Source organism: Prauserella flavalba, from assembly GCF_003202235.1.
In the GTDB taxonomy this organism is placed as follows: Bacteria; Actinomycetota; Actinomycetes; order Mycobacteriales; family Pseudonocardiaceae; genus Prauserella_A; species Prauserella_A flavalba.
Genome location: NZ_MASU01000005.1, coordinates 451,044 through 472,156, shown reverse-complemented (window position 1 = coordinate 472,156; position 21,113 = coordinate 451,044). Strand labels below are relative to the sequence as shown.

Annotated in this window: 22 protein-coding genes; 9 read left to right on the top strand and 13 right to left on the bottom strand. The window is 72.5% G+C overall.

What is annotated here, in order from left to right; all coding sequences use genetic code 11:
- Positions 1-99 precede the first annotated feature (99 nt).
- Positions 100-1,584: an aldehyde dehydrogenase gene (locus tag BA062_RS09580; protein WP_110335709.1), complete on the bottom strand. Its 1,485-nt coding sequence runs from the start codon at positions 1,582-1,584 to the stop codon at positions 100-102.
- A 107-nt stretch (positions 1,585-1,691) separates the two neighbouring features.
- On the opposite strand from BA062_RS09580, the gene BA062_RS09575 reads away from it, so the two are divergent.
- From BA062_RS09575 to BA062_RS09550, 7 genes are all read left to right on the top strand, one after another.
- Positions 1,692-2,522, top strand: a complete 831-nt coding sequence (locus BA062_RS09575; RefSeq protein ID WP_110335708.1) for a DUF427 domain-containing protein — start codon at positions 1,692-1,694, stop codon at positions 2,520-2,522.
- A 270-nt stretch (positions 2,523-2,792) separates the two neighbouring features.
- On the top strand, positions 2,793-3,866 hold the full coding sequence (locus BA062_RS09570; protein WP_245959746.1) for a glycosyltransferase family 2 protein: 1,074 nt from the start codon (positions 2,793-2,795) through the stop codon (positions 3,864-3,866).
- 5 nt (positions 3,867-3,871) lie between these two features.
- The gene (locus BA062_RS39770) at positions 3,872-4,036 is read left to right on the top strand and encodes a hypothetical protein (protein WP_168213911.1); all 165 of its coding nucleotides are present in this window, start codon (positions 3,872-3,874) and stop codon (positions 4,034-4,036) included.
- Positions 4,037-4,245: 209 nt separating this feature from the next.
- Entirely contained in the window at positions 4,246-4,581 is a 336-nt protein-coding gene (locus BA062_RS09565) for a lycopene cyclase domain-containing protein (RefSeq protein ID WP_110335706.1), read from the top strand.
- On the top strand, positions 4,578-4,898 hold the full coding sequence (locus BA062_RS09560) for a lycopene cyclase domain-containing protein (RefSeq protein ID WP_110335705.1): 321 nt from the start codon (positions 4,578-4,580) through the stop codon (positions 4,896-4,898). Before BA062_RS09565 ends, BA062_RS09560 begins: the two co-directional genes overlap by 4 nt.
- Complete coding sequence (locus tag BA062_RS09555) at positions 4,895-5,581, top strand: class I SAM-dependent methyltransferase (RefSeq protein WP_110335704.1); 687 nt, start codon at positions 4,895-4,897, stop codon at positions 5,579-5,581. Before BA062_RS09560 ends, BA062_RS09555 begins: the two co-directional genes overlap by 4 nt.
- Positions 5,578-7,077, top strand: coding sequence for an FAD-dependent oxidoreductase (locus tag BA062_RS09550; protein ID WP_110335703.1), 1,500 nt, complete (start codon positions 5,578-5,580; stop codon positions 7,075-7,077). Before BA062_RS09555 ends, BA062_RS09550 begins: the two co-directional genes overlap by 4 nt.
- Here BA062_RS09550 and BA062_RS09545 read toward each other — a convergent pair.
- The 5 genes from BA062_RS09545 to BA062_RS09525 form a co-directional block, all read right to left on the bottom strand.
- Positions 7,074-7,829 carry a PIG-L deacetylase family protein gene (locus tag BA062_RS09545; RefSeq protein ID WP_110335702.1) on the bottom strand — a complete coding sequence of 252 codons (756 nt, stop codon included), beginning with the start codon at positions 7,827-7,829 and terminating at the stop codon, positions 7,074-7,076. The genes BA062_RS09550 and BA062_RS09545 overlap by 4 nt on opposite strands.
- Positions 7,826-8,239: a DUF4333 domain-containing protein gene (locus tag BA062_RS09540; RefSeq protein ID WP_146240018.1), complete on the bottom strand. Its 414-nt coding sequence runs from the start codon at positions 8,237-8,239 to the stop codon at positions 7,826-7,828. The genes BA062_RS09545 and BA062_RS09540 overlap by 4 nt, the downstream gene beginning before the upstream one ends.
- A 35-nt stretch (positions 8,240-8,274) precedes the next feature.
- Complete coding sequence (locus BA062_RS09535; protein WP_110335700.1) at positions 8,275-9,468, bottom strand: GNAT family N-acetyltransferase; 1,194 nt, start codon at positions 9,466-9,468, stop codon at positions 8,275-8,277.
- A gap of 212 nt (positions 9,469-9,680) precedes the next feature.
- Positions 9,681-10,376, bottom strand: a complete 696-nt coding sequence (locus BA062_RS09530) for a DUF4333 domain-containing protein (RefSeq protein ID WP_110335699.1) — start codon at positions 10,374-10,376, stop codon at positions 9,681-9,683.
- Positions 10,377-10,491: 115 nt separating this feature from the next.
- The gene (locus BA062_RS09525) at positions 10,492-13,287 is read right to left on the bottom strand and encodes a DEAD/DEAH box helicase (protein ID WP_391359305.1); all 2,796 of its coding nucleotides are present in this window, start codon (positions 13,285-13,287) and stop codon (positions 10,492-10,494) included.
- Positions 13,288-13,323: 36 nt separating this feature from the next.
- Between BA062_RS09525 and BA062_RS09520 the strand changes: the two genes are divergently transcribed.
- The gene (locus BA062_RS09520) at positions 13,324-13,719 is read left to right on the top strand and encodes an MmcQ/YjbR family DNA-binding protein (RefSeq protein ID WP_110335697.1); all 396 of its coding nucleotides are present in this window, start codon (positions 13,324-13,326) and stop codon (positions 13,717-13,719) included.
- Here BA062_RS09520 and BA062_RS09515 read toward each other — a convergent pair.
- From BA062_RS09515 to BA062_RS09485, 7 genes are all read right to left on the bottom strand, one after another.
- A complete protein-coding gene (locus BA062_RS09515) occupies positions 13,682-14,563 on the bottom strand; it encodes a diacylglycerol/lipid kinase family protein (RefSeq protein ID WP_110335696.1) in 882 nt (293 codons plus the stop codon). The genes BA062_RS09520 and BA062_RS09515 overlap by 38 nt on opposite strands.
- A gap of 7 nt (positions 14,564-14,570) precedes the next feature.
- Complete coding sequence (gene tatC / locus BA062_RS09510) at positions 14,571-15,527, bottom strand: twin-arginine translocase subunit TatC (RefSeq protein ID WP_110335695.1); 957 nt, start codon at positions 15,525-15,527, stop codon at positions 14,571-14,573.
- A gap of 31 nt (positions 15,528-15,558) precedes the next feature.
- Positions 15,559-15,888 (bottom strand): Sec-independent protein translocase subunit TatA, encoded by a 330-nt coding sequence (tatA, locus tag BA062_RS09505; RefSeq protein ID WP_110335694.1) that lies wholly within the window; start codon positions 15,886-15,888, stop codon positions 15,559-15,561.
- On the bottom strand, positions 15,888-16,148 hold the full coding sequence (locus BA062_RS09500; protein WP_110335693.1) for a bacteriophage holin: 261 nt from the start codon (positions 16,146-16,148) through the stop codon (positions 15,888-15,890). Before BA062_RS09500 ends, tatA begins: the two co-directional genes overlap by 1 nt.
- A gap of 9 nt (positions 16,149-16,157) precedes the next feature.
- On the bottom strand, positions 16,158-17,138 hold the full coding sequence (locus tag BA062_RS09495) for a helix-turn-helix transcriptional regulator (protein ID WP_110335692.1): 981 nt from the start codon (positions 17,136-17,138) through the stop codon (positions 16,158-16,160).
- Complete coding sequence (locus BA062_RS09490) at positions 17,135-18,115, bottom strand: helix-turn-helix transcriptional regulator (protein ID WP_110335691.1); 981 nt, start codon at positions 18,113-18,115, stop codon at positions 17,135-17,137. Before BA062_RS09490 ends, BA062_RS09495 begins: the two co-directional genes overlap by 4 nt.
- Positions 18,116-18,194: 79 nt before the next feature.
- Positions 18,195-18,875, bottom strand: coding sequence for a TetR/AcrR family transcriptional regulator (locus BA062_RS09485; protein WP_110335690.1), 681 nt, complete (start codon positions 18,873-18,875; stop codon positions 18,195-18,197).
- 96 nt (positions 18,876-18,971) lie between these two features.
- Here BA062_RS09485 and BA062_RS09480 point away from each other — a divergent pair, with 96 nt between their 5' ends.
- Positions 18,972-21,095 carry an MMPL family transporter gene (locus tag BA062_RS09480; protein ID WP_110335689.1) on the top strand — a complete coding sequence of 708 codons (2,124 nt, stop codon included), beginning with the start codon at positions 18,972-18,974 and terminating at the stop codon, positions 21,093-21,095.
- Positions 21,096-21,113 lie beyond the last annotated feature (18 nt).

Below are 21,113 nucleotides of genomic sequence, written 5' to 3'. Positions count from 1 at the left end.
CCCCGCCGCCCGCAGTGAAGGCCACCATGCCTGCGTTCACCGCAGTGAAGGCCACCATACCTGCGTTCAGCGCAGTGAAGGTGGCCTTCACTGCGGTGGTCAGCCCAGGGTGAACGGGTCGCGGGTGCCGCCGGTGAGCTCGACCCAGACGGACTTGGTCTGCGTGTACTGCTCGATCGCCGCCACGCCGTTCTCCCTGCCGACGCCGGAGAGGCCGTAGCCGCCGAACGGCACACTGGGGGCGACCACGCGGTAGGCGTTGACCCACACCGTGCCCGCTCGCAGCCGCGCCGCCACCCGGTGCGCGCGGTGGACGTCCTTCGTCCACACCGCGCCCGCGAGGCCGTAGGGCGTGTCGTTGGCGAGTTTCAGCGCCTCGTCCTCGTCGCCGAAGGTGTAGGCGGACAGAACGGGGCCGAAGACCTCCTCCCGGACGATCGTGGACTCCGGCCCGACCCCGGTGAGCACGGTGGGCTTGACGAAGTAGCCGCCGAGTCCGGCGTCGGCCGCACCGCCGTAGGCGATGGTCGCGCCCTCCTCACGCGCGGTACGCAGGTAGCCGAGAACCTTGTCGTACTGGGGTTTGTTCGCGACGGGCCCCATCTCGGTGCCGGGATCGTTGGGGTCGCCGAGCCGGATCCGCGCGGCCCGTTCGGCCACGAGGTGCACCAGCTCGTCGTGCACGCTCTCGTGGACGATCAGGCGCGAGCCCGCCATGCACGTCTGGCCCGTCGCGGCGAAGACCCCGGCCACGACACCGTTCGCCGCCGCGGTGAGGTCGGCGTCGGGGAACACGATCTGCGGCGACTTGCCACCCAGCTCCAGCGTGACGGGGTTGAGGTTGTCCGCCGCCGCGTGGGCCACCGCGCGGCCCGTGGCCGTGGATCCGGTGAAGGCGACCTTGTCGACGCCGGGATGCCCGGCCAGCGCGGCGCCGACCTCGCGCGAGAGCCCGGTGACGACGTTGACCACCCCCGGCGGGAAACCCGCCTCGGCGAACAGCTCCGCGAACGCGAGCGTGGACACCGGCGCGTGCTCGGACGGCTTCACCACCGCGGTGCATCCGGCGGCGAGCGCGGGCGCGAGCTTCCACGTCAGCAGCAGCAACGGCGAGTTCCACGGCGTGATCGCCGCGACCACGCCGACCGGCTCCTGTCGCGTGTAGACGAGATAGCCAGGGTTGGGTGTGGGGATCTGGCGGCCCTCGAGCTTGTCGGCGAGCCCGGCGTAGTAGTGGTACCAGCCACCGAGCCCGGAGAGCTGCCCGAGCATCTCGCGGTACAGCTTGCCCGAGTCGTTCACTTCCAGCCGCGCGAGCCGTTCGGCGTGCTCGCCGATCAGGTCCCCGAGCCTGCGCAGCAGCGCGGCGCGGGCGAAACCGGTGAGACCCGCCCACTCCCCGTCGAGCGCGGCGCGGGCCGCGGCCACGGCGGCGTCGACATCCTCCGCGCCGGCGTCGGGCACCACCGCCCACGGCCTGCCGGTGTACGGGTTGTGCGAGGGGAACGTCGATCCGGAAGCCGCGTCGACGGCCTCGCCGCCGATCAGCATCCGGAACCGCTGCTCCCGCGTCGTCGCCGTCATGCCCGACCTCCTCCGCACCGTCACGGGCGTCTCCGGCCATCCGACCACGCGCGGGCCGGGCGCGCCAGGCCGTTGACCGGCGGGCGCCGGGGGCGGACAGTGGCAGCATGGCGCTGCGGTTGAGCGAGCAGTTCGCCCGGCAGCTCGATGAGCTCCGGTTCGAGCCGACCCGGAAGCGCGTGCGGGCGATCGCCGGGGACGAGACGGTCGCCGACTCCCGCCGCGCCGTGCTGGCGTGGGAGCCGAAGCGCGTAGTGCCGTCCTACGCGATGCCGGAGGAGGACCTGCGAGCGACGATCGCGCCCGCCCAGCGGACCGGGGCGGCCGAGCATCCGGTGCCGCTCGACGAGGAGAGCCCGCCCGTCCTGGACCCCCGCACCGCTTTCGCCGCGCACACCTGCGCGGGCGATCCGGTGTCCCTGCGCACGGGCGCGTTGTCACTCGAGGGCGCGGGATTCCGGCCGGCCGACCCGGACCTGGCCGGCTACGTGGTGCTCGACTTCGACGCGTTCGACCAGTGGCTCGAAGAGGCGGAACCGATCGTCGGCCATCCCCGCGACCCGTACTCGCGTATCGACGTGCGGCGCAGCTCCAGCCGGGTGCGCATCGAGGTGGACGGCGTGCCGCTGGCCGAGAGCACGGCGCCGTTGCTGCTCTTCGAAACACATCTCACGCCGCGGTTCTACCTGCCGAGGGCCGATGTGCGGATGGATCTGCTGCGCCCATCGGAGAGCACGAGCGTGTGCGCCTACAAGGGCCAGGCCACGTACTTCTCGGCCGAGGCGGGCGGGCGGACGCACCCCGACATCGCGTGGACCTACCCTCGGCCGCTGGACGGGCTCCCCGAGATCGCCGGCCACATCTGCTTCTTCGACGAGCGCGTCGACGTCGTGCTCGATGGCGTGGCACGGTCCCGCCCGGTCACACCCTGGTCCTAGTCCGCGGGCCGGATCACAGTCCGTAGTCGATCACGCTTCGTATAGGAATGTGACGTACGTCATACTCCGAACGTGCTAATGAATTGCTCTCACCTTCCTATATGCGGGGAAAGCGACGCGCGGAACTGGGGTTTCGAAGGAGAACTTCCCACAACGCCACAGTCCTCTCCACGGCGACCATTGTCACCGTGCGTGACAACGCGTCCCGGAAACTGGAGGGCAGGGTCGCCCGTGGGAGCACATGCGACAGGGGGTAACCGCGTTGTCGCGGTGCTCCCGGCACACGACGAAGAGGCGAGCATCGCACTCGCGCTCGGCTCACTGGCCGGGCAGTCGGTGCCGCCGGATGCGGTGTACGTGGTGGCCGACAACTGCACGGACGGCACGGCGGACATCGCGACCGCCCACGGCGCCACCGTGCTCACCACCGAGGCCAACGTGGACAAGAAGGCCGGTGCCCTCAACCAGGCGCTCGGCCGGCTGCTGCCCCAGCTCGACGACGACGACCTCGTGCTCGTCATGGACGCCGACTCGCTGCTCGGCGACGACTGGATCGCGACCGCATTGCGGGCGCTGCACCGCGACCCGGCGATCGGCGCCGTCGGCGGCATCTTCTACGGCGAGGGCGGCGCCGGCATGCTCGCGCAGCTGCAGCGCAACGAGTACGTCCGCTATGCCAGGGACGTCCTGCGCCGGGGCCGCGGCGTCTGGGTACTGACGGGAACCTCGACCATGCTGCGGGTCTCGGTACTGCGCAGGATCGCCGAGGAGCGCGGGCGGTCGCTGCCAGGCCGCCGAGGCGAGTTCTACGATCGCGCCGCGCTGACCGAGGACATGGAGATCACCCTGGCCTGCCTGCGGCTCGGCTACCGCTGCGTGTCGCCGGGCCGCTGCGCGACGACGACCGAGCTCATGCCCACGTGGCGGGACCTGTGGCGGCAGCGGGTGCGCTGGCAGCGCGGAGCGATCGACAACCTCCGCGCCCACGGGGTCAACCGGACGACGCTGCCCTACCTGTCGCAGCAGTTGTGGGCGCTCTGCGGCTTCGCCGTCATCGTCGGCTATCCGCTGCTGTTCGGCACCACCGTCGCGATGGGACAGCCGATCGTGCTGCACCCGTTCTGGCTCGGCCTCGGGGCACTGTGCCTGGTGGACCGGCTCGTCACCGTCCGCAAGGCGGGCTGGCGCGGCATGGGACTCACGCTGCTGTTCGTCCCCGAGATGATCTACGACTTCTTCCGGCTCGCGGTGTACGTCGCCGGGTGGCGGGACGCGGTGCTTCGCCGCACCGCCCGCTGGCACCACGTCGCCCGGCCGTCGGCCGCACTCACCGAGGGGAGGTGAAACACATGTACGGCAAAGGCATCGCCACCGCCGCGGGCACCGGAACCGCCGGCACGCTCGCCTACACCGGGCTCAGCACCGCGTGGCTCGTGCTCGCCGGCCTGATGCTCATCATGGCGGGCGTCGCGCTGGTCAAGCTCCTCCCCCGCAAGGGACAGGCGGACCTGTAAGCGCAATCGCGGTGAAGGCCACCATGCCTGCGTTGATCGAGCACAGCGACGCGAAGCGCCACCGTTTGGGCGGTGCGGGAGACGGGCGGGCGCAGTAAAGGTGGCCTTCACTGCGGTCACGGCCCCGCGGCCACGGCCCCGCCGGTTCGCCTCCCGTGATCGTGGGCATCCCAGTCGCACCTGACGCCGTGATCACGAAGGATTGCCGCATGGAGCCCACCGACCACCTCCACTACCTGCTCGTGCTCGCCGCCTGCCTGGCCGTCACGCTGCCGCTGGAGTTCCTCGGCGCCGGGGTATACCGGAGGCCGCGCAGGCTCGTCCGCGCGGTCCTTCCCGCCGCCGCGTTGTTCGCCGGCTGGGACCTCGCCGCGATCGCGGGCGGCGTGTGGCACATCGACCCGCGCTACACCCTCGGCGTGTACGTCCTGCCCGGGATGCCGCTGGAGGAGCTGCTCTTCTTCGTCGTGATCCCGCTGTGCGGCCTGCTGACCTTCGAGGCGGTGCGCGCGACGCTCGGCGGCCGGACCGAGGTGCGCGCATGACCGGCCTCGGCTACACCCTGCCCGCGCTGCTGTCGGTCCCCGCCGTCGTCGTGGCCGAGCTGGCGTGGCTGCGCACGGGGCTGTTCCGCCGCCGCGCCTACTGGATCACGCTCGCGATCGTGTTCGCGTTCCAGGTGCCCGTGGACTGGTGGCTGACCAAGCTGAGCGCACCCATCATCGTCTACGACCCCGCGCACCTCAGCGGGCTGCGCTTCCCGTTCGACATCCCCGTCGAGGACTTCCTGTTCGGCTTCAGCCTCGTCACGCTGACCCTGCTCTGCTGGGTACGCCCCGGGCGCGAACGGTCCAGCGCATGACCCGCCGGGACGTGCCCGCCGCCTTCGACCGCGCCGCCACGGCGTACGACCGGCTCGTCGGGCTCAACCCCGGCTACCACGCGCACCTGCGCGCCGCCGCCCGCGGGCTCGCCGGAGCGGGCCCGCGCGTGCTCGACGCCGGCTGCGGCACGGGCGCCTCGACGGCGGCGGTGCTGGCCGCCGTGCCCGACGCCGACGTGGTCGCGGTCGACGGCTCCGCCGGCATGCTCGCCGTCGCCAAGGACAAGGCGTGGCACCGGCCCGTCGAGTTCGTCCACAGCCGCGTCGAGGACCTCGCCACCGCCGGCGTCACCGGCCCCTTCGACGGCGTCTTCGCCGCGTACCTGGTGCGCAATCTGCCCGACCCGGACCGCACACTGACCGCCCTGCGCGGCCTGCTGCGGCCCGGCGGCGTGCTCGTGGTGCACGACTACAGCCTCGGCGACCACCCCGTGCCGCGGTGGGTCTGGACCGCCGTGTGCTGGTCGGTGATCATCCCGTCGGGCAGGCTCGTCGCCGGTGACGCGAGCCTGTACCGCTACCTGTGGCGCAGCGTGCGGAACTTCGACGACCCCGCCGGCGTGCTCGCCAGGCTGCGGCGCGCCGGGTTCGGCGACCTCCGCTGCGGCACGGTGCGCGGCTGGCAACGTGGCATCGTGCACACGTTCCGGGCGGTGGCATGAACCGCGATCGCAAGCGGGTGCGGCATCCCGCACCCCAGGGCAGGCGCTCCGCGACCGGACGGCGCGTGGTCGTGGCAGGCGGCGGCATCGCGGGACTGGCGGCGGCGACCGCACTGGCCGAGCGCGGTGCGGCGGTGGAGCTGTTCGAGCGCGAACCGTTTCTCGGCGGGCGCGTCGGCGGATGGACCACGACGCTGCCCGACGGCACGAGCACCGGCATGAGCCGCGGTTTCCACGCCTTCTTCCGCCAGTACTACAACCTGCGGGCCCTGCTGCGGCGCGCCGACCCGGACCTCGGCGTGCTGTCCCCCGTGCCGGACTACCCGCTGGTGGACGCGCACGGCCGCACCGACAGCTTCGAGGGCCTGCCCCGCACGCCGCCGTGGAGCGCGCTCGCCTTCGCCCTGCGCAGTCCCACGTTCACCGCGAGGGACCTGCTCCGCGTCGACCGCGGGATGGCGCTCGCGCTGCTGAACGTCCGCGTGCCGGGCACCTACGAGGAACTCGACCACCTCGACGCGCAGGCGTTCCTCGACCGCGTCCGTTTCCCGCCCGCGGCGCGGCACCTCGCCTTCGACGTGTTCTCCCGCAGCTTCTTCGCCGACCCCCGGCAGCTCTCGGCCGCCGAGCTGGCGGTGATGTTCCACCTCTACTTCCTCGGCTCCGCCGAGGGACTGCTCTTCGACGTGGCGAACGAGCCCTTCCACCGCCTGTGGCGGCCGCTCGAGGACCATCTCACGCGCCACGGCGGGACCGTCCACACGGGAACGGCCGTCGAGGCGATCGAGCCGGGCACCCGGTTCCGGGTCCACACCGGGTCGCACGTGGCCGAGGCCGATGCCGTGGTGCTCGCGCTCGACGTGCGGGGCCTGCGAGAGGTCGTGGCCGCCTCACCCGGCCTGGGCAACCGCGACTGGCGTGCCCGGATCGCGAGGCTGGCGACGGCGCCACCGTTCCTGGTGCGCCGCCTGTGGCTGGACCGGCCGGTGGAGGCGACGCGGCCCGCGTTCCTCGCCACGGGCGGGCTGCCGCCGCTGGACAACATCAGCGTGCTCAACCGGTTCGACCACGACGCGGCGGGCTGGGCGCGGCGCTCGGGCGGGTCCGTGGTGGAGCTGCACGCCTACGCGGCGACGGGCTCCGCCGAGGAGACGGGCCGGGCGCTGCTCGCGCGGCTGCACGAGCTGTACCCGGAGACGCGCGCGGCGACGACCGTGGCGGACCGCTCCGAATGGCGGGCCGACTGCCCGCTGTTCCCGCCGGGCGGCTTCGCGCGCAGGCCCGGCATCGAGACCCCGGTGGAGGGTCTCGTACTGGCCGGCGACGGCATCCGCGTGGACCTGCCCGTGGCGCTCATGGAGCGGGCGGCCACCACCGGCCTGGCCGCGGCGAACCGGCTGCTGGCCGGATGGGGCGTCACCGGCCACGACCTGCTGAGCGTCCCCGTCCGGGGCCGCGTCCCACCCCTGCGTCTGCTGGCCGCGCTGCGACGTTAGACCGGGCGCGCCTCGACGTACCACTCGCGGCCGAACAGCAGGGCGAACACGGGCAGCGACAGGCGCAGCAGCCCACGGAACAGCGGGCCTGCCCGGCCGCCACCGCCGACCTGCGACTCGTGGGCCGCGAGCGCGGCGCGTTTCCTGGCCGCGAACGCCCGCACGTCCACGCGGTGCGTGATCTCCGCCCGCGGGCTGTAGGCGCCGTGGAAGATCTCGCGGTCGTAGCGCAGCGGCACCCGCAGCGCCGTGAGCGCGTCGTAGGCCCTCGCCACCGGCTCGCGGGGCATCGTCGCCTCCAGCACCCGCACGCCGGTGAACGCCGCCGCGTGCAGGCCGACGTGGTGGACGTGCACGTGGTCCCGGTGCCCGTACCCGCCGCGCGGGTCGTAGCTCAGCAGCAGGTCGGCCCGTTCCTCCCGCAGCAGCGTGGCGAGCCCCGCCGCGGCCTCGCCGACAGCGGCGCGGACGAACCGCGTGCGGCCCGGCGGGTCGGCGAACAGCAGCGGGCCGTGCCCGCTGTCGGCGTACCCGAGGTGCGCGACCCTCGCCGCGCCCAGGATCCGCGCGCTCGCACGCAGCTCAGCCGCGCGCACCCGCGCCGTGTCCTCGTCGGCGCTGTCGGAGGCCACGACGATCACCACGCGGTGCCCCTCGGCGGCGAGCCGGGCGAGGGTCCCGCCGGTGAGCAGCACCTCGTCGTCGGCATGGGCGTGGAACGCCACGACCGTCCGAGCGGTGGCGGGGCTCACCGCGGATAACCGACCTCGTACTCGTCGTCCTCGCTCTTGACGGTGATCTGCACGCGCTTCGGCTCGCCCGCGATCACGGCGGTGCAGTCGAACGTGAGCCCGACCTCCACCGGCTGGTCCGGCGGGCAGGTGACGCGCTCCACGCCCTCGACGCGGTAGCTCTGGGTGAGGATCTGCTGCACCGAAGCCTGCATGGCCTCCGCGTCGAACACCTTCGTCACCGGCGCGAGGCTGGTCGTGGTGCTCACCGCGGTGGACGTGGCCGCCTCGCTCGACGAGGCCGCCTCGGAGGTCGCCGACGTCTCGGACGACTCCGCCGGCGTGGCGGGCTCCTCGCCGCCACTGTCGCACGCGCCGAGCAGCAGGGCGGCGCCCGCCATCATCACCAACAGGACAGCGCGAACCCGCACAGTCGGACACCCCGGAGAAGTTGATCGTTCACAGGTCAGAAGAACGTACCGCACCACGGCGCCCCGTGCGCAGCGAACAGCCGATCCGCCGCGTGCACGATCCCGGGCTCCGCGAGCCACAGTCGGCCTGCCCTGGCCAGCGCCGACGGCCGCCAGCCGCCGAGGTACGCCATCGCCAGCGCGTCCACGCCCAGCCGCACGGCCGCGGGCTCGCCGGTGCGCTCCGCCCCGTCCTCGCTCAGCAGGTAGCGGCCGGCGTTGTGCTCGAGCACCGGGTCCACCACCTCGACCACCAGTGGTTCCCCGGCCCAGCGCCGGGCCGCGAGCGCGGCGGGAACGTCGAGCAGCCGCAGCCACGTCTCGTCGCCGCCGCCGGTCACCGTGACCGCGCGCGGGTCGGTGAACAGCAGGTCGACGGGCTCGTCGAGGGGCCGGTACACCAGGGAGATCTCGTCGACGAGGTCGACCGAGAGCAGGTAGCGCCAGAGCCCCGCGAACGCGGCGGCGTCGTCGTAGTGCATGTCCTCGACGGTGAGCACGCCGGAACCACCCGGGGCGCGGCCCACCCGGTAGACGACGAACCCGTCCACGCCCCGCCCGCCGTGGTGCACGGCGATCGCGACCGGGTCGTCGCCCCTGCGCAGGGCACCGTCGTAGTAGTTCCACCAGTGATCCGGCCTGGCCATCATGCCCGCGCGCCTGCCGATCCGCGCGTAGCCCTCGGCGAGCACCGCGCGTGCGGCGTCGACGTCGACCAGCTCGACCTCGCCGCCCGGCGGCACGTCAGGCCGCAGGACGGCCTGCCGCCGGCGCACCGTGGAAGAGCGCCCATGCGTGGCGACGCCGTAGCCGAAGCGGCCGTAGATCGGGCCCTCGGAGGCCCACAGGTTCGCGACGACCACCCCACGCTCGGCGAAGTCGGCGAACTGGGCGCGCATCAGCTCGGTCAGCACCCCGCGCCGGGTGCGGTCGGCCCGCACGCCGACGCCCGTGACCGCCGCGGAGCTCACCGCGGCCCCGCCGGGCACCGTCAGGTCGGAATCCGTGGAGCGGGCGGTGCCGATGAGGGCGTCGTCGAAGACTCCCAGCGTGCGGCCGGGCTGGTAGGCGTGCCGCGTGCGGTCCCAGTCCTCGTCGGGGGCCGGCTTCATGTGTAGGGCGGCGCGGAACAGCGTGTTGGCTGCGCGCACCTCGTCCTCGCGCAGCACGCGCGTGCGGTGATCGGTCATGGGTCCGATGCTCGTCCACCTGCGCCCACGGCCGCCACCGGATTAGCGCCGGCCCCGCCTTGCCCTTGCCCACGCCCCGCCAGGCAGCCCAACCGCAGTGAAGGCCACCTTCACTGCGTTGGTCGAACACAGCGGCGCGGAGCGCCTCCGTTTGGGTGGTGGCGGGAGACGGGTGGGCGCAGGCATGGTGGCCCTCACTGCGGTTGGCGGGCCTAGTTCTTGGGTTCGAGGGCTCCGACCTCGTAGTGGCCGTCCTCGCTCTTGACCTTGATCGTCACGGCCTGCTGCTCACCGCCGACGGTCACGTCGCACTGGAAGGTGCTGTCCACCTCGACGGGCTGGTCGGACGGGCAGCTCACGCTCTCCACGTCCTCGACGCCGTAGGAGTCGGTGAGCACACGCTGGATGTCGTTCTGCATCGTCTGGTTGTCGAACACCTTCGACACCAGGATGCCCGGGATCCAGAACAGCACCACCGCGGCCGCGGCCACCACGACCACGAGCGCGCCGAGCCCGATCCACAGGCCCTTGCCGGACTTCTTCTCCGGCGGCGCGCCGAACGGCGCCTGCTGGCCGTAGTCGAACTGCCCCGGCTGCTGCGGCTGCCCGTACTGGGGCTGCTGACCGTAGGGGTTCTGCTGCTGACCGTACTGCGCCGGATCGTACCCGGGCTGCTGGCCGTACTGCGGCTGCTGCGGCTGGCCGTAACCGGGCGCCTGCCCGTACTGGGGTTGCTGACCGTAGCCCGGCTGCTGCGGGTACTGGGGCTGCTGCCCGTAGCCGGGCTGCTGCCCGTACTGCGGCTGCTGGCCGTAGCCGCCCTGGCTCGGAAAGCCGCCGGAGGGGGTGCCCGATGGCGGTTGCTGCCCCCACTGCTGAGGGTCGTTGCCTCCGTACGGGGTGCTCATCGTGTCGCCTCCGCCATTCCGCCTTGAAACTTTCCTGCCACCACGTCGTGCGCGATCCAACCACAGAGCACCGTCGTGCACACGTGAAGGGCGCGCCGGAGAGACCTGACCGGGATCAGACCTCGCCCGCCGCGACGACGCCGCGGCGCAGCGAGCGCACCGCCTTGGCCGCGGCGGCGCCCACGTGATGGTCCCTGCCGAGGACGGTCCGCAGCTGGTCGAGCAGGTCGATGACCTGCCTCGACCAGCGCACGAAGTCGCCGGCGGACAGCTCCTGGCCGTTGGCCTCGGCCGCCGTGAGCACCTTCTCCAGGGACTCGCCACGGGCCCACCGGTACACCGGCCACGCGAACCCGGCGTCGGGCTCCCTGGTGCGGTCGAGCCGGTGCCGCCGTTCGTCCTCGACCAGGTCGGTCCAGATGCGCACGGTCTCCTGCCACGCCGTGGGCACCCCGCCGCCCGTCGGCAGCCGCGGCTCGGCGGCCGCGTCGCGGCGCGCCTCGTACACGAGCGCGGAGACCACGGCGGCGAGCTCGGGCGGGGTCAGGCCGTTCCAGACGCCGTGGCGCAGGCACTCCGCGGCGAGCAGGTCCGACTCGCTGTAGAGCCTGCCGAGCAGGCGGCCGTGGTCGGTCACCTCGTCGCCGTTCTCGCCGAGGTAGCCGCGCTCGGCCAGCAGCGCGCGGATGCGGTCGAACGCCCTCGCGAGCGAGTGGGTCGTGGCGGCCACCTTGCGTTCCAGCTGCGTCGTCTCGGCGGAGAGCCGCTGGTACCGCTCCACCCAGCGCAGGCTCGCCTCGCGGTCGGCGAGCCCGTGCGCGGGGTGCGCGCGCAGCGCCCTGCGCAGGGCGGCCAGCTCACCGTCCTCGTTGGCGCCCGAACGGCGCCGCTCTCGCGGTGGCCGCGTGATGCCGGTGCTACGCAGCGAGGAGGCGATGTCGCGGCGCGTCTTCGGCGAGCGCAGCTCCACGTGCTTGGGCAGCTTGACGCGGCCGAGCGACTCCACGGGGGCCGGGAAGTCCGACACCGACAGGGGCCCCGACCAGCGGTCCTCGGTGACCACGACGGGCCTGGGCTCGTGCAGCGGGTCGAGGCCGGGATCCACCACCACGGCCAGCCCCGCGCGCCGGCCCTGGGGCACGGAGATCACGTCGCCCTTGCGCAGCTTCTCCAGCGACCGCGCGGTCTCGGCGCGGCGGGTGGCCGAGTTCTGCTTGGCGAGCAGCTTCTCCCGCTCGGAGATCTGCTTGCGCAGCTCGACGTAGGCGAGCATCTCGTCGAAGTCGCCGCTCACGGCCTCGGCGTAGCCCTCGAGCGCCTCCTTGTTGCGCTCGATGCGCCGCGCCGTGCCGACCACGGACCGGTCGGCCTGGAACTGCGCGAAGGACTGCTCCAGCAGCTCCCGCGCCTCCTCGGCCCCGAACTGGCCGACGAGGTTGATCGCCATGTTGTAGCCGGGCCGGAACGACGAGCGCAGCGGGTAGGTGCGCGTCGAGGCGAGCCCGGCGACCTGGCGTGGGTCGACCCCGGGCTGCCACAGCACGACGGCGTGGCCCTCGATGTCGATGCCGCGCCTGCCCGCCCTGCCGGTGAGCTGGGTGTACTCGCCGGGCGTGAGGTCGACGTGGGCCTCACCGTTGTACTTGACCAGCCGCTCCAGCATCACCGTGCGCGCGGGCATGTTGATGCCCAGCGCGAGCGTCTCGGTGGCGAAGACGACCTTGACCAGGCCGCGCACGAACAGCTCCTCCACGGTCTCCTTGAACGCGGGCAGCAGCCCGGCGTGGTGCGCGGCGACACCCTGTTCGAGGCCCTCGCGCCACTCCCAGTAGCCGAGCACGCCGAGGTCGGACTCGGGCAGGTCGGCGGTGCGCTCGTCGACGATGCGGCGGACCTCGGCGACCTCCTCCGGCGTGTTGAGCCGCAGCCCGGAGTGCAGGCACTGGCCGACGGCGGCGTCGCACCCGGCGCGGGAGAAGATGAACACGATCGCGGGCAGCAGCCCGGCACGGTCGAGCCGGTCGATCACGTCGACGCGCGACGGCGGACGGTAGCGCGGCGCGCGCGGCGGCTGGCCGCGCCTGCCCCGCGGCCCGCGCAGGCCGGCCGGGGCATGCATCCTGGCGACGTCCTCGACCCGGCGCAGCAGCTGCGGGTTGATCTTCGCCTCGCCCCCGCCGGGCTCCTCGCCGGCGAACAGGTCCAGCATCCGGTTGCCGACGAGCATGTGCTGCCAGAGCGGCACGGGCCGGTGCTCGTCGACGACCACCGTGGTGTCGCCGCGCACGGCGACGAGCCATTCGCCGAACTCCTCGGCGTTGCTCACCGTCGCGGACAGGCCCACCACCCGCACGTACTCGGGCAGGTGCAGGATCACCTCTTCCCACACGGCGCCGCGGAACCGGTCGGCGAGGTAGTGGATCTCGTCCATCACCACGTAGCCGAGGTCGTTCACCGTGGACGAGCCCGCGTAGAGCATGTTGCGCAGGACCTCGGTGGTCATCACCACGACCTGGGCGTTGCCGTTGATCGCGGTGTCGCCGGTGAGCAAGCCGACCTGCTCGGGGCCGTAGCGCGCGGTGAGGTCGGCGTACTTCTGGTTCGACAGCGCCTTGATGGGCGTGGTGTAGAAGCACTTCCTGCCCTCGGCCAGCGCGAGGTGCACCGCGAACTCGCCGACGACGGTCTTGCCCGCGCCGGTCGGCGCGCAGACGAGCACGCCGTGGCCGTCCTCGAGCGCCTCGCAGCCGCGTAGCTGGAAGTCGTCGAACTCGAAGGACAGCTGCGCGGCGAAGTCGGCCAGCCTGGGGTACTTGCCGCGCCGGCGGGCCGCCACGTAGGCGTCGGCCGGGCTGGGAGAAGTGGATGAGTCCACGGCGCCAGGGTTCCATATGGCCGAGGGGGCTCGCATGCGGTGGGCGATCTCGCCGCATCTACGCTGGGTGGCGTGACTCCGCAGGAGCTGAAGGCGACGTGTCTGGCGTTCACCGGCGCGCGCGAGGAGTTCCCGTTCGACGAGTCGAACAGCGTCTTCAAGGTGGCCGGCAAGATTTTCGCGATCAGCAGGCTGGACGCGGCGCCGCTGCGGGTGAGCCTCAAGTGCGAGCCGGAGCTTGCGCTGCAGCTGCGCGCGACGCACCCCGCGATCACGCCCGGTTACCACCTCAACAAGCGGCACTGGAACACCGTGGTGCTGGACGGATCGGTGCCGGACGAGCTCGTGCGCGACCTCATCGAGGACTCCTACGACCTGGTGGTCGCGGGGATGCCGAAGGCGCAGCGGGAGCGGCTGAGGTGGTCGGCGCTCAGCCGAGAACAGCGAGTGCCCCGGGAACGCACGTGACGGACACCGGCACGCGGCCGAGCGGCTCGCCGTCGGCGTAGACGGGCCAGTCGTTGCCCGACAGCGTCACCTCGCGTGCCCGCAGGGTGGTGACGGCGGGATGCGTGACGTGCCTGCCGGTGCGCAGCCCCGGCAGCATGTGCACCAGCTCGCGACGGCCCGCGTTGCCCACGACGGTGACGTCGAACAGCCCGTCGCCGGGGTCGGCGTCAGGGCAGATCGGCACCCCGCCGCCGTAGAAGCCGGTGTTGCCGATCGCGGCCAGCACGGCGGGCAGCTCGAGCTCGTCGCGGTCGGTGCGCACCACGACACGGCTGCTGCGGAACGCCGCGAGCTCGGCGAGGATCGCCAGGTCGTAGCGGCGAGGGCCGCGCGGCCAGCGCATCCGGTTGGCCCGCTCGTTGACGGCCGCGTCGAACCCGGCGCACAGCACGGTGCCGAACCACGTGTCGCCCACCCTGCCGAGGTCGATGCGGCGGCGCCGCCGCTGGCGCAGCGCCGCGATCACGGCGTCCACGGCGGCGGGCACGTCGGACGGCACGCCCAGTGCGCGGGCCAGATCGTTGCCGGTTCCGGACGGCACGAGCCCGAGCGCGACACCGGTGCCCGCGCAGAACTGGACGGCCTGGTGGGCGGCACCGTCTCCGCCGAGCACGACGAGCGCGTCGAGCCCGTCGGCGTGGGAGCGGTCCAGCAGCGCCCGCGACTGCGCAGGCGTATCGGCCGCGAGGAGGTCGAGCCGGTCGACGTGGTCCCTCAGCCGGGCGGCGACGGTACCCGCGATGCGGGCCGCCGCGCCCTGTCCGGAGCCGGGATGCACGGCCAGCGCCGCATGCAGTCCCATCGCGCCGCTAGGTGACGTCGTCCGTGCTGGCCGCCTTGGTCGGCTTCGCGGGCTCGTCGTCGATCGTGCTCGGGGTGTAGTCGAACGGCGCGGCCTCGTCGTCGGCGAGCTTGTCCCAGCCCTCCTCACCACGCTGGCGCTCCAGCTTGCGGTCGTGCAGGCGGGTCAGCTGCAGCGCGAACTCGAAGAGCAGGGTCAGCGCACCGGCGAGCGCGATCATCGAGAACGGGTCGGCAGGCGTCACGAACGCGGCGAACACGAACAGCAGGAAGATGATCCCGCGCCGCCACTTCTTGAGCAGTTCGTAGCGCGCCACGCCGACCCGGTTGAGCATCACGATCAGCAGTGGCAGCTCGAAGCTCACGCCGAAGATGAGCAGCAGCGACAGCACGAACGAGATGTAGCGGTCACCGGTGAACCAGGTGGCGAACTCGCCGCCGCCGAAGGTGGTCAGCAGCTCGAGCGCGTGCGGCACCATCAGGTAGGCCAGCACCGCGCCGCCCGCGAACAGCACGCTCGCGAAGCCCACGAAGGTCAGCGCGTACTTGCGCTCCTTCGAGTACAGGCCCGGCGCGATGAACGCCCACAGCTGGTACAGCCACACCGGCGAGAACAGGACCGCACCCGCCGTGAGGCCGACCCGCAGCTGGATCATGAACGCCTCGAAGGGCACGGTCTGGAGCAGCTGGCACTCGCCGGTTCTCGGGTAGCGCTGTTCGGGCGGGATGGCGCAGTAGGGGCCCGTGACGATGTCGCCGAGCGACGGAATGGGTCCGATCTTGTTGCTGAACCAGAGGAACCCGAGGATGCCGCCGGCCACGATGGCCAGCAACGCGTAGCCGAGGCGGCGGCGGAACTCGTAGATGTGCTCGATGAGCGTCATCGTGCCGTCGGGGTTGTGCCGACGGCTCCGGGTCCGCCGCCTGCTCTGGCGGCCTTCGCGCTTGTCGGAGGAGTCCGCCACGGAGAGCTTCCGTTCTCGTCAGTCGATCAGTTCAGCCGGCGTTCTTCGGCGCCTGATCGGCGGTGGCGTTGGGCTGCTGCTTCTTCAGCTCGTCGAGCTGCCGCTGCAGGTCAGCGAGCTGCTGGTCCTTTTCCTGGGCGGCGGCGGTAGCCGAGGAGGAGGGCAGCTGCCTGGTCTCGACCTCGGCGGTGGCGGTGGTGGTGTCCGAGTCGCCGGACTCGCGCATGTCCTTGGTCTCGGCCTTGAAGATCTTCATGGACTTGCCGATCGACCTGGCCGCGTCCGGGAGCCGCTTGGCGCCGAACAGCAAAACCACCACAAGGACCAAAATGATCAAGTGCCACGGCTGCAGTGCACCCATCAGTGGCCTCCCTTAACTCGTTCAGGATCGATCGTACTGGCTTTTTCGTTGTGTGTGAGCGAGGATTCGCGCCGCTGCGCGAGCGCGACGCGGACGGCGGCCGCCCGCGCCCGCACGAGGCCGGCCTGGTCCTGGGTACTCGCCGTAACCATGCTCGCGGTCCGGCTGTAGCGGCGCAAGGCTCCGATCAGCCGGACGGCGACGATGCCGAGCACCAGGATTCCGAGCGCGACCAGGGCGCCGCTCAGCACGTAGAACACGCCGTCACCCTACTGGCCGTAGGTAACCGGAAGGTGACGCGCCCGGGCCAGCGCGTCGGCGGCCCGCTGTCGAACAGCTTGCGCCAGCGACTCCGGCCCCTCGACGTGGACGCCCTCTCCCCTGCCCAGCACGAGCCGCACCATCCAGGACTCGTCGCCATAGCGCATCCGCACCCGCAGCCGGCCGCCGGCGAGCTCCGCGAGCTCCTCGCACGGGTAGTACTCGGCGATCCAGCGCGCGTCGGGCTCCAGCACCAGCACGGCCTCGGGGTAGTCGTCGTGCGGCGCGAACACGCCGGCGGACACCTCGCGCGGCTCGGCCTCGGCTGGCGGGTCGGCAGGCTCCTCGAGGACCTCCAGCTCGTCCACGCGGTCCAGCCGGAACAGCCGCACGGCGCCCGCCCTGCGGCACCACGCCTCCAGGTAGCTGTTGGCCTGCACGATGAGCAGCCGCATCGGGTCGACGGTGCGGTCGCTCACCTCGTCCTTGGATGCCGTGTAGTAGCGCATCCGCAGCGCGCGGCCAGCCTGCAGCGCCTCGCGCACGACCTCGCGGGTGCGCGCGGTCGCCTCCCGCTCCCGCACGCCCATGCCCACCACGACGCCGGCGGGTTGCGCGTCACCTGCCGCCGCCTCGATCTTGGCGATCGCCCTGCGCACGGCGTCGGTGTCGACCACCCCGGGGGTCTCGCCGAGCGCGCGCAGCGCGATCACCAGCGCGCTCGCCTCACCACCGGTGAGGCGCAGCGGCCTGCGCATGCCCGCGTCGAAGGTGACCGACACCGTGTCGCCGTCGAAGGAGAGGTCGATCAGGTCGCCGGGTCCGTAGCCGGGCAGCCCGCACATCCACAGCAGTTCGAGATCCTTGCGCAGCTGCTTGGCGCTGACATCGAAGTCCTGCGCGGCCTGCTCGATCTTGATGCCCGGCCGCGCCAGCAGGTAGGGCACGAGCGCGAGCAGCCTCGGCATCCGCTCGGTGGAGCCGCTCATGCGTCCGCCCCCAGCAGCACGCGCTCCAGGCGGTGGCGCACCGCCTTGGCCAGTACGTCGGGCTCCAGCACGAGCACGTCGGGGCCGTGCCCGGCGATCCAGTCCGCCGCGCTCTCCGGGTAGTGCAGGTCGACCTCCGCGACGTCACCCTCGGCGTCGCCGACGGTGAGGGAGCCGACGACCCGTGCGTGCCGCCGGATGCCCGCGGCCCTGCCCTTGGCCAGCCACAGCCGCGCGCTCGTCGTGGGCGCCGGGTCCTGCCTGGTGGACGTGCCGGCCACGAACTCGAGCAGGTTGACGTCGGGAGGGCGACTGACGACGCCGGGCTTGCCGACGGTGCGCACCTCGCCGGTGATGCGGGAGAGCCGGAAGCAGCGGGGCGCGTCGCGGTCGCGGTCGTGGCCGACGACGTACCAGCGGGCCCGCCACGAGACGACGCCCCACGGTTCGAGGGTGCGCACGCGGCGTTCCGGCGAGTCGGAGCGCCGGTAGTCGAAGCGCACCACCTGGCCACGCTGCACGGCCGCGAGCAGCGGCGCGAACGCGGGCTCGGTGTGCACGCGCGGCTCCACGACCGGAGCGGCATGCTCGTCGACCTCGACCCCGGCGGCACGCAGTTTCACCAGCGCGCCGTGGGCCTGCCCGGTCAGCTCAGGGGAGTCCCAGAGGCGCGCGGCGAGCGCGACGGCCGTGGCCTCGTCGGGGGCCAGCTCGATCTCCCCCAGTTCGTAGTCCCTGCGCGCGATGCGGTAGCCCTCGATGGGGTCGAAGACGGAGTTGCGGCCGGTCTCCAGCGGGATGCCCAGCTCGCGCAGCTCGGTCTTGTCCCGCTCGAACATCCGCGAGAACGCCTCGTCGGTCGCCGCGTCGGCGTATCCGGGCACGATCCCGCGAATCCGCTCGGCGGTCAGGAACTGCCGGGTGGACAGCAGAGCGAGCACCAGGTTGACCAGGCGCTCGGCGCGGGCGGTGGACACCTTGACAACCCTAGCTCGCGTCGTTCGCGCCGATCGTGAGGTCCGGCCGTGTGCCGGGCATGTCGCGCGAACGGAACTTTCACTCCCGCGCGGCGGCCACGACGACGGCCCGCAGCTCGCCGGAGAGCCCTCCGCCGCCGAGGCCCTCCGCGAAGATGACCAGGGAGCGCACCACGATCTCCTCCCTGGCCTGCGCGTCCAGCTCGCGTAGCGGCCCGTCGAGCAGGAGCATCGCGAGGCCGTGGGCCATCGACCACGCCCCGAACTCCGCCATCGGCCTGCGCTCCGGTGGCAGGTACCCGGCGGCGACGAGGTCGTCGAGCGCCGCGACGAGCGTGCGGAACGGGCTGTACTCGGCCTGCTGATCCGGCGGCGGCAGCACGTGCCCTACGGCGCAGAACGCCGTGCGGAAGAGCCCGGGCTGGGCGAGCGCGAAGTTGAGGTAGCCGCGCGCGATCGCGGCGAGGTTGCCGAGCGCGGCGGCGATCCGGTCCGGCGAGGGGGTGCGCTGCGCGAGCTCCGTGAGCATCGAGTCGTTCATGCGGACCATCGCCTCGTCCTTGGCCGCGTCCAGCAGTTGCTCGTGCCCGGCGAAGTGCCGGTAGGCCGCGGTCGGGGTCACGCCCACCGCACGCGCGGCGGCCCTGATGGTCACCGCCCCGGGGCCTCCCTCGGCCGCCAGCCTAGCCGCGGCCTCGATGAGCGCGTTGCGGAGATCTCCGTGGTGATAGGCGGCTCGAACGGGCGCTGAGGAACTCACAGCTCAATGTTGACACCCGTACACATCCGTGGCAAGTTAACGCCCACAAAGTTTACTGCCGTCAACATTGATCACTCTCCTTCCTCGGAGCTCACCATGTTCGCTCGCATCGGACGGTTCGCCGCCGATCACGCACGTGCGGTACTCGCCGTGACCCTGCTCGTGCTCGCGGGAGCCGGAGCGCTGGGCTTCACGGCGTTCGGCAAGCTGCAGGCGGAGGGCTTCACCGACCCCGCGGCCGAGTCCACGAGGGCCGCCGACCTCATCGACACCCGCCACGGCGGCTCCGCCGACCTCGTCTTCCTCGTCACGGCCGGCACCGGAACCGTCGACGACCCCGCCGCGCACCGGGCAGGCACGGACCTGACCACCCGCCTCGCCGCCGACCCGACCTTCACCGGCGTCACGTCCTACTTCCAGACCGGCGTGCCCGCGCTGCGCTCGGACGACGGCACGCAGGCCCTCATCGCAGCCCACCTCGCCGACGAGGACGCCCCCGTCGACGAGATCGCCGCCTCCTACACCGGCGGCACCGGGGCGATCACCGTCGACCTCGGCGGCCGCGCCGCCGTCGGCCAGGACGTCAACGAACAGGTGGGCCGGGACCTGCTCGTGGCCGAGTCCATCGCCGTGCCCGTGATCCTGGTGCTGCTCGTACTCGTGTTCGGCAGCGTCGTGGCCGCGCTGCTGCCGCTGGCGATCGGCGGCATCGCGATCCTCGGCACCTTCGCCGAACTGTCCGTCCTCGGGTCGCTCACCGACGTGTCGGTCTTCGCCGTCAACCTCACCACCGGCCTCGGGCTCGGCCTCGCGATCGACTACGCGCTGCTCATGGTCAGCCGGTTCCGCGAGCAGCTCGCCACCGGCGCCGGCACGCGCGACGCCGTGATCCGGACCGTCGAGACCGCGGGCCGGACCATCACCTTCGGCGCCGTCACCGTCGCCGTCGCCCTGTCGGCCCTGCTGCTGTTCCCGCAGTACTTCCTGCGCTCCTTCGCCTACGCGGGCATCGGCGTGGTGCTGATCGCCATGCTCGCGGCGCTGTTCGTGCTGCCGGCGCTGCTCGCCGTGCTCGGCCCGCGCGTCAACGCCGGCAGGCTGCCGTGGCGCAAGTCCGCTCCCACCACCGTGTCCTCGTTCTGGGGCCGCGTCGCGCGGACCGCGGGGCGCAGGCCGTGGCTCGTGGGCGCACCCGCCGTGCTGGTGCTCGTGCTCGCCGCCGCTCCCCTGCTCCGCGTCGACTTCGGGACCCCGGACGACCGCGTGCTGCCCACCACGGCATCCAGCCGGATCGCCGGCGACGCGCTGCGCGACGAGTTCCCCGGCGACGCCAGCCGCGCCATCCAGATCGTCACCACGGGACCCGTCGGCGAGGCCGACACCGCCGCGTACACGCAGCGCCTCGCCGCCGTGCCGGGCGTCGCCGACGTCGTCCCCAGCGCTCAGGGCCAGCGCTACGCCGTGGTCACCGAGGAGGAGTCCCGCTCCGAGTCCGCCCAGCGCGTGGTCGAGGACGTCCGTGCCCTGCCGGCACCGCCAGGCGTGCAGGCCCTCGTCGGCGGCGACGCGGCCGTGCTGCTCGACTCCACCGGCTCGATCACCGACCGGCTCCCGCTCGCGCTCGGCCTGATCGCGCTCACCACGTTCGTGCTGCTGTTCCTGTTCACCGGCAGCGTCCTGCAGCCGCTGCGCGCGCTCGTGTTCAACGTCCTCGGGCTGTCGGCGACGCTGGGCGTGATGGTGCTGATCTTCCAGGACGGCGCGCTGTCCTGGCTGCTGGGCTTCACCCCGCTGCCGCTGGACACGAGCATGCTGATGCTGCTCTTCTGCATCGCGTTCGGGCTCTCGATGGACTACGAGGTGTTCGTCCTCAGCCGCATCAAGGAGGCCCACGACCGCGGGCTGGGCAACCGCGAGGCCGTGGTCGACGGGCTGTCGCGCACCGGCCGCATCGTGTCGATGGCCGCCGTGCTGCTGGCGGTGAGCTTCTTCGCCTTCGGCACCAGCGGTGTCAGCTTCATCCAGATGTTCGGACTCGGCAGCGGGCTGGCCATCCTCATCGACGCGACGATCATCCGGGGCCTGCTCGTCCCGGTGGGGCTGCGCCTGCTCGGCGACAAGGCGTGGTGGGCGCCCGCGCCGCTGCGCAGGCTCCACGAGCGCCTCGGCGTCAGCGAGGCACCGGCGGCACGGCACGGACGGACGCGCGTCAGCGCCTGATCACCGGTAGGCGGGGGT

Excerpts from the sequence above, each read along its gene's own strand:
- BA062_RS09580 (WP_110335709.1), bottom strand. The coding sequence starts at position 1,584 with ATGACGGCGACGACGCGGGAGCAGCGGTTCCGGATGCTGATCGGCGGC.
- BA062_RS09575 (WP_110335708.1), top strand. The coding sequence starts at position 1,692 with ATGGCGCTGCGGTTGAGCGAGCAGTTCGCCCGGCAGCTCGATGAGCTC.
- BA062_RS39770 (WP_168213911.1), top strand. The coding sequence starts at position 3,872 with ATGTACGGCAAAGGCATCGCCACCGCCGCGGGCACCGGAACCGCCGGC.
- BA062_RS09565 (WP_110335706.1), top strand. The coding sequence starts at position 4,246 with ATGGAGCCCACCGACCACCTCCACTACCTGCTCGTGCTCGCCGCCTGC.
- BA062_RS09560 (WP_110335705.1), top strand. The coding sequence starts at position 4,578 with ATGACCGGCCTCGGCTACACCCTGCCCGCGCTGCTGTCGGTCCCCGCC.
- BA062_RS09555 (WP_110335704.1), top strand. The coding sequence starts at position 4,895 with ATGACCCGCCGGGACGTGCCCGCCGCCTTCGACCGCGCCGCCACGGCG.
- BA062_RS09550 (WP_110335703.1), top strand. The coding sequence starts at position 5,578 with ATGAACCGCGATCGCAAGCGGGTGCGGCATCCCGCACCCCAGGGCAGG.
- BA062_RS09535 (WP_110335700.1), bottom strand. The coding sequence starts at position 9,468 with ATGACCGATCACCGCACGCGCGTGCTGCGCGAGGACGAGGTGCGCGCA.
- BA062_RS09530 (WP_110335699.1), bottom strand. The coding sequence starts at position 10,376 with ATGAGCACCCCGTACGGAGGCAACGACCCTCAGCAGTGGGGGCAGCAA.
- BA062_RS09525 (WP_391359305.1), bottom strand. The coding sequence starts at position 13,287 with ATGCGAGCCCCCTCGGCCATATGGAACCCTGGCGCCGTGGACTCATCC.
- BA062_RS09515 (WP_110335696.1), bottom strand. The coding sequence starts at position 14,563 with ATGGGACTGCATGCGGCGCTGGCCGTGCATCCCGGCTCCGGACAGGGC.
- tatA (WP_110335694.1), bottom strand. The coding sequence starts at position 15,888 with ATGGGTGCACTGCAGCCGTGGCACTTGATCATTTTGGTCCTTGTGGTG.
- BA062_RS09495 (WP_110335692.1), bottom strand. The coding sequence starts at position 17,138 with ATGAGCGGCTCCACCGAGCGGATGCCGAGGCTGCTCGCGCTCGTGCCC.
- BA062_RS09480 (WP_110335689.1), top strand. The coding sequence starts at position 18,972 with ATGTTCGCTCGCATCGGACGGTTCGCCGCCGATCACGCACGTGCGGTA.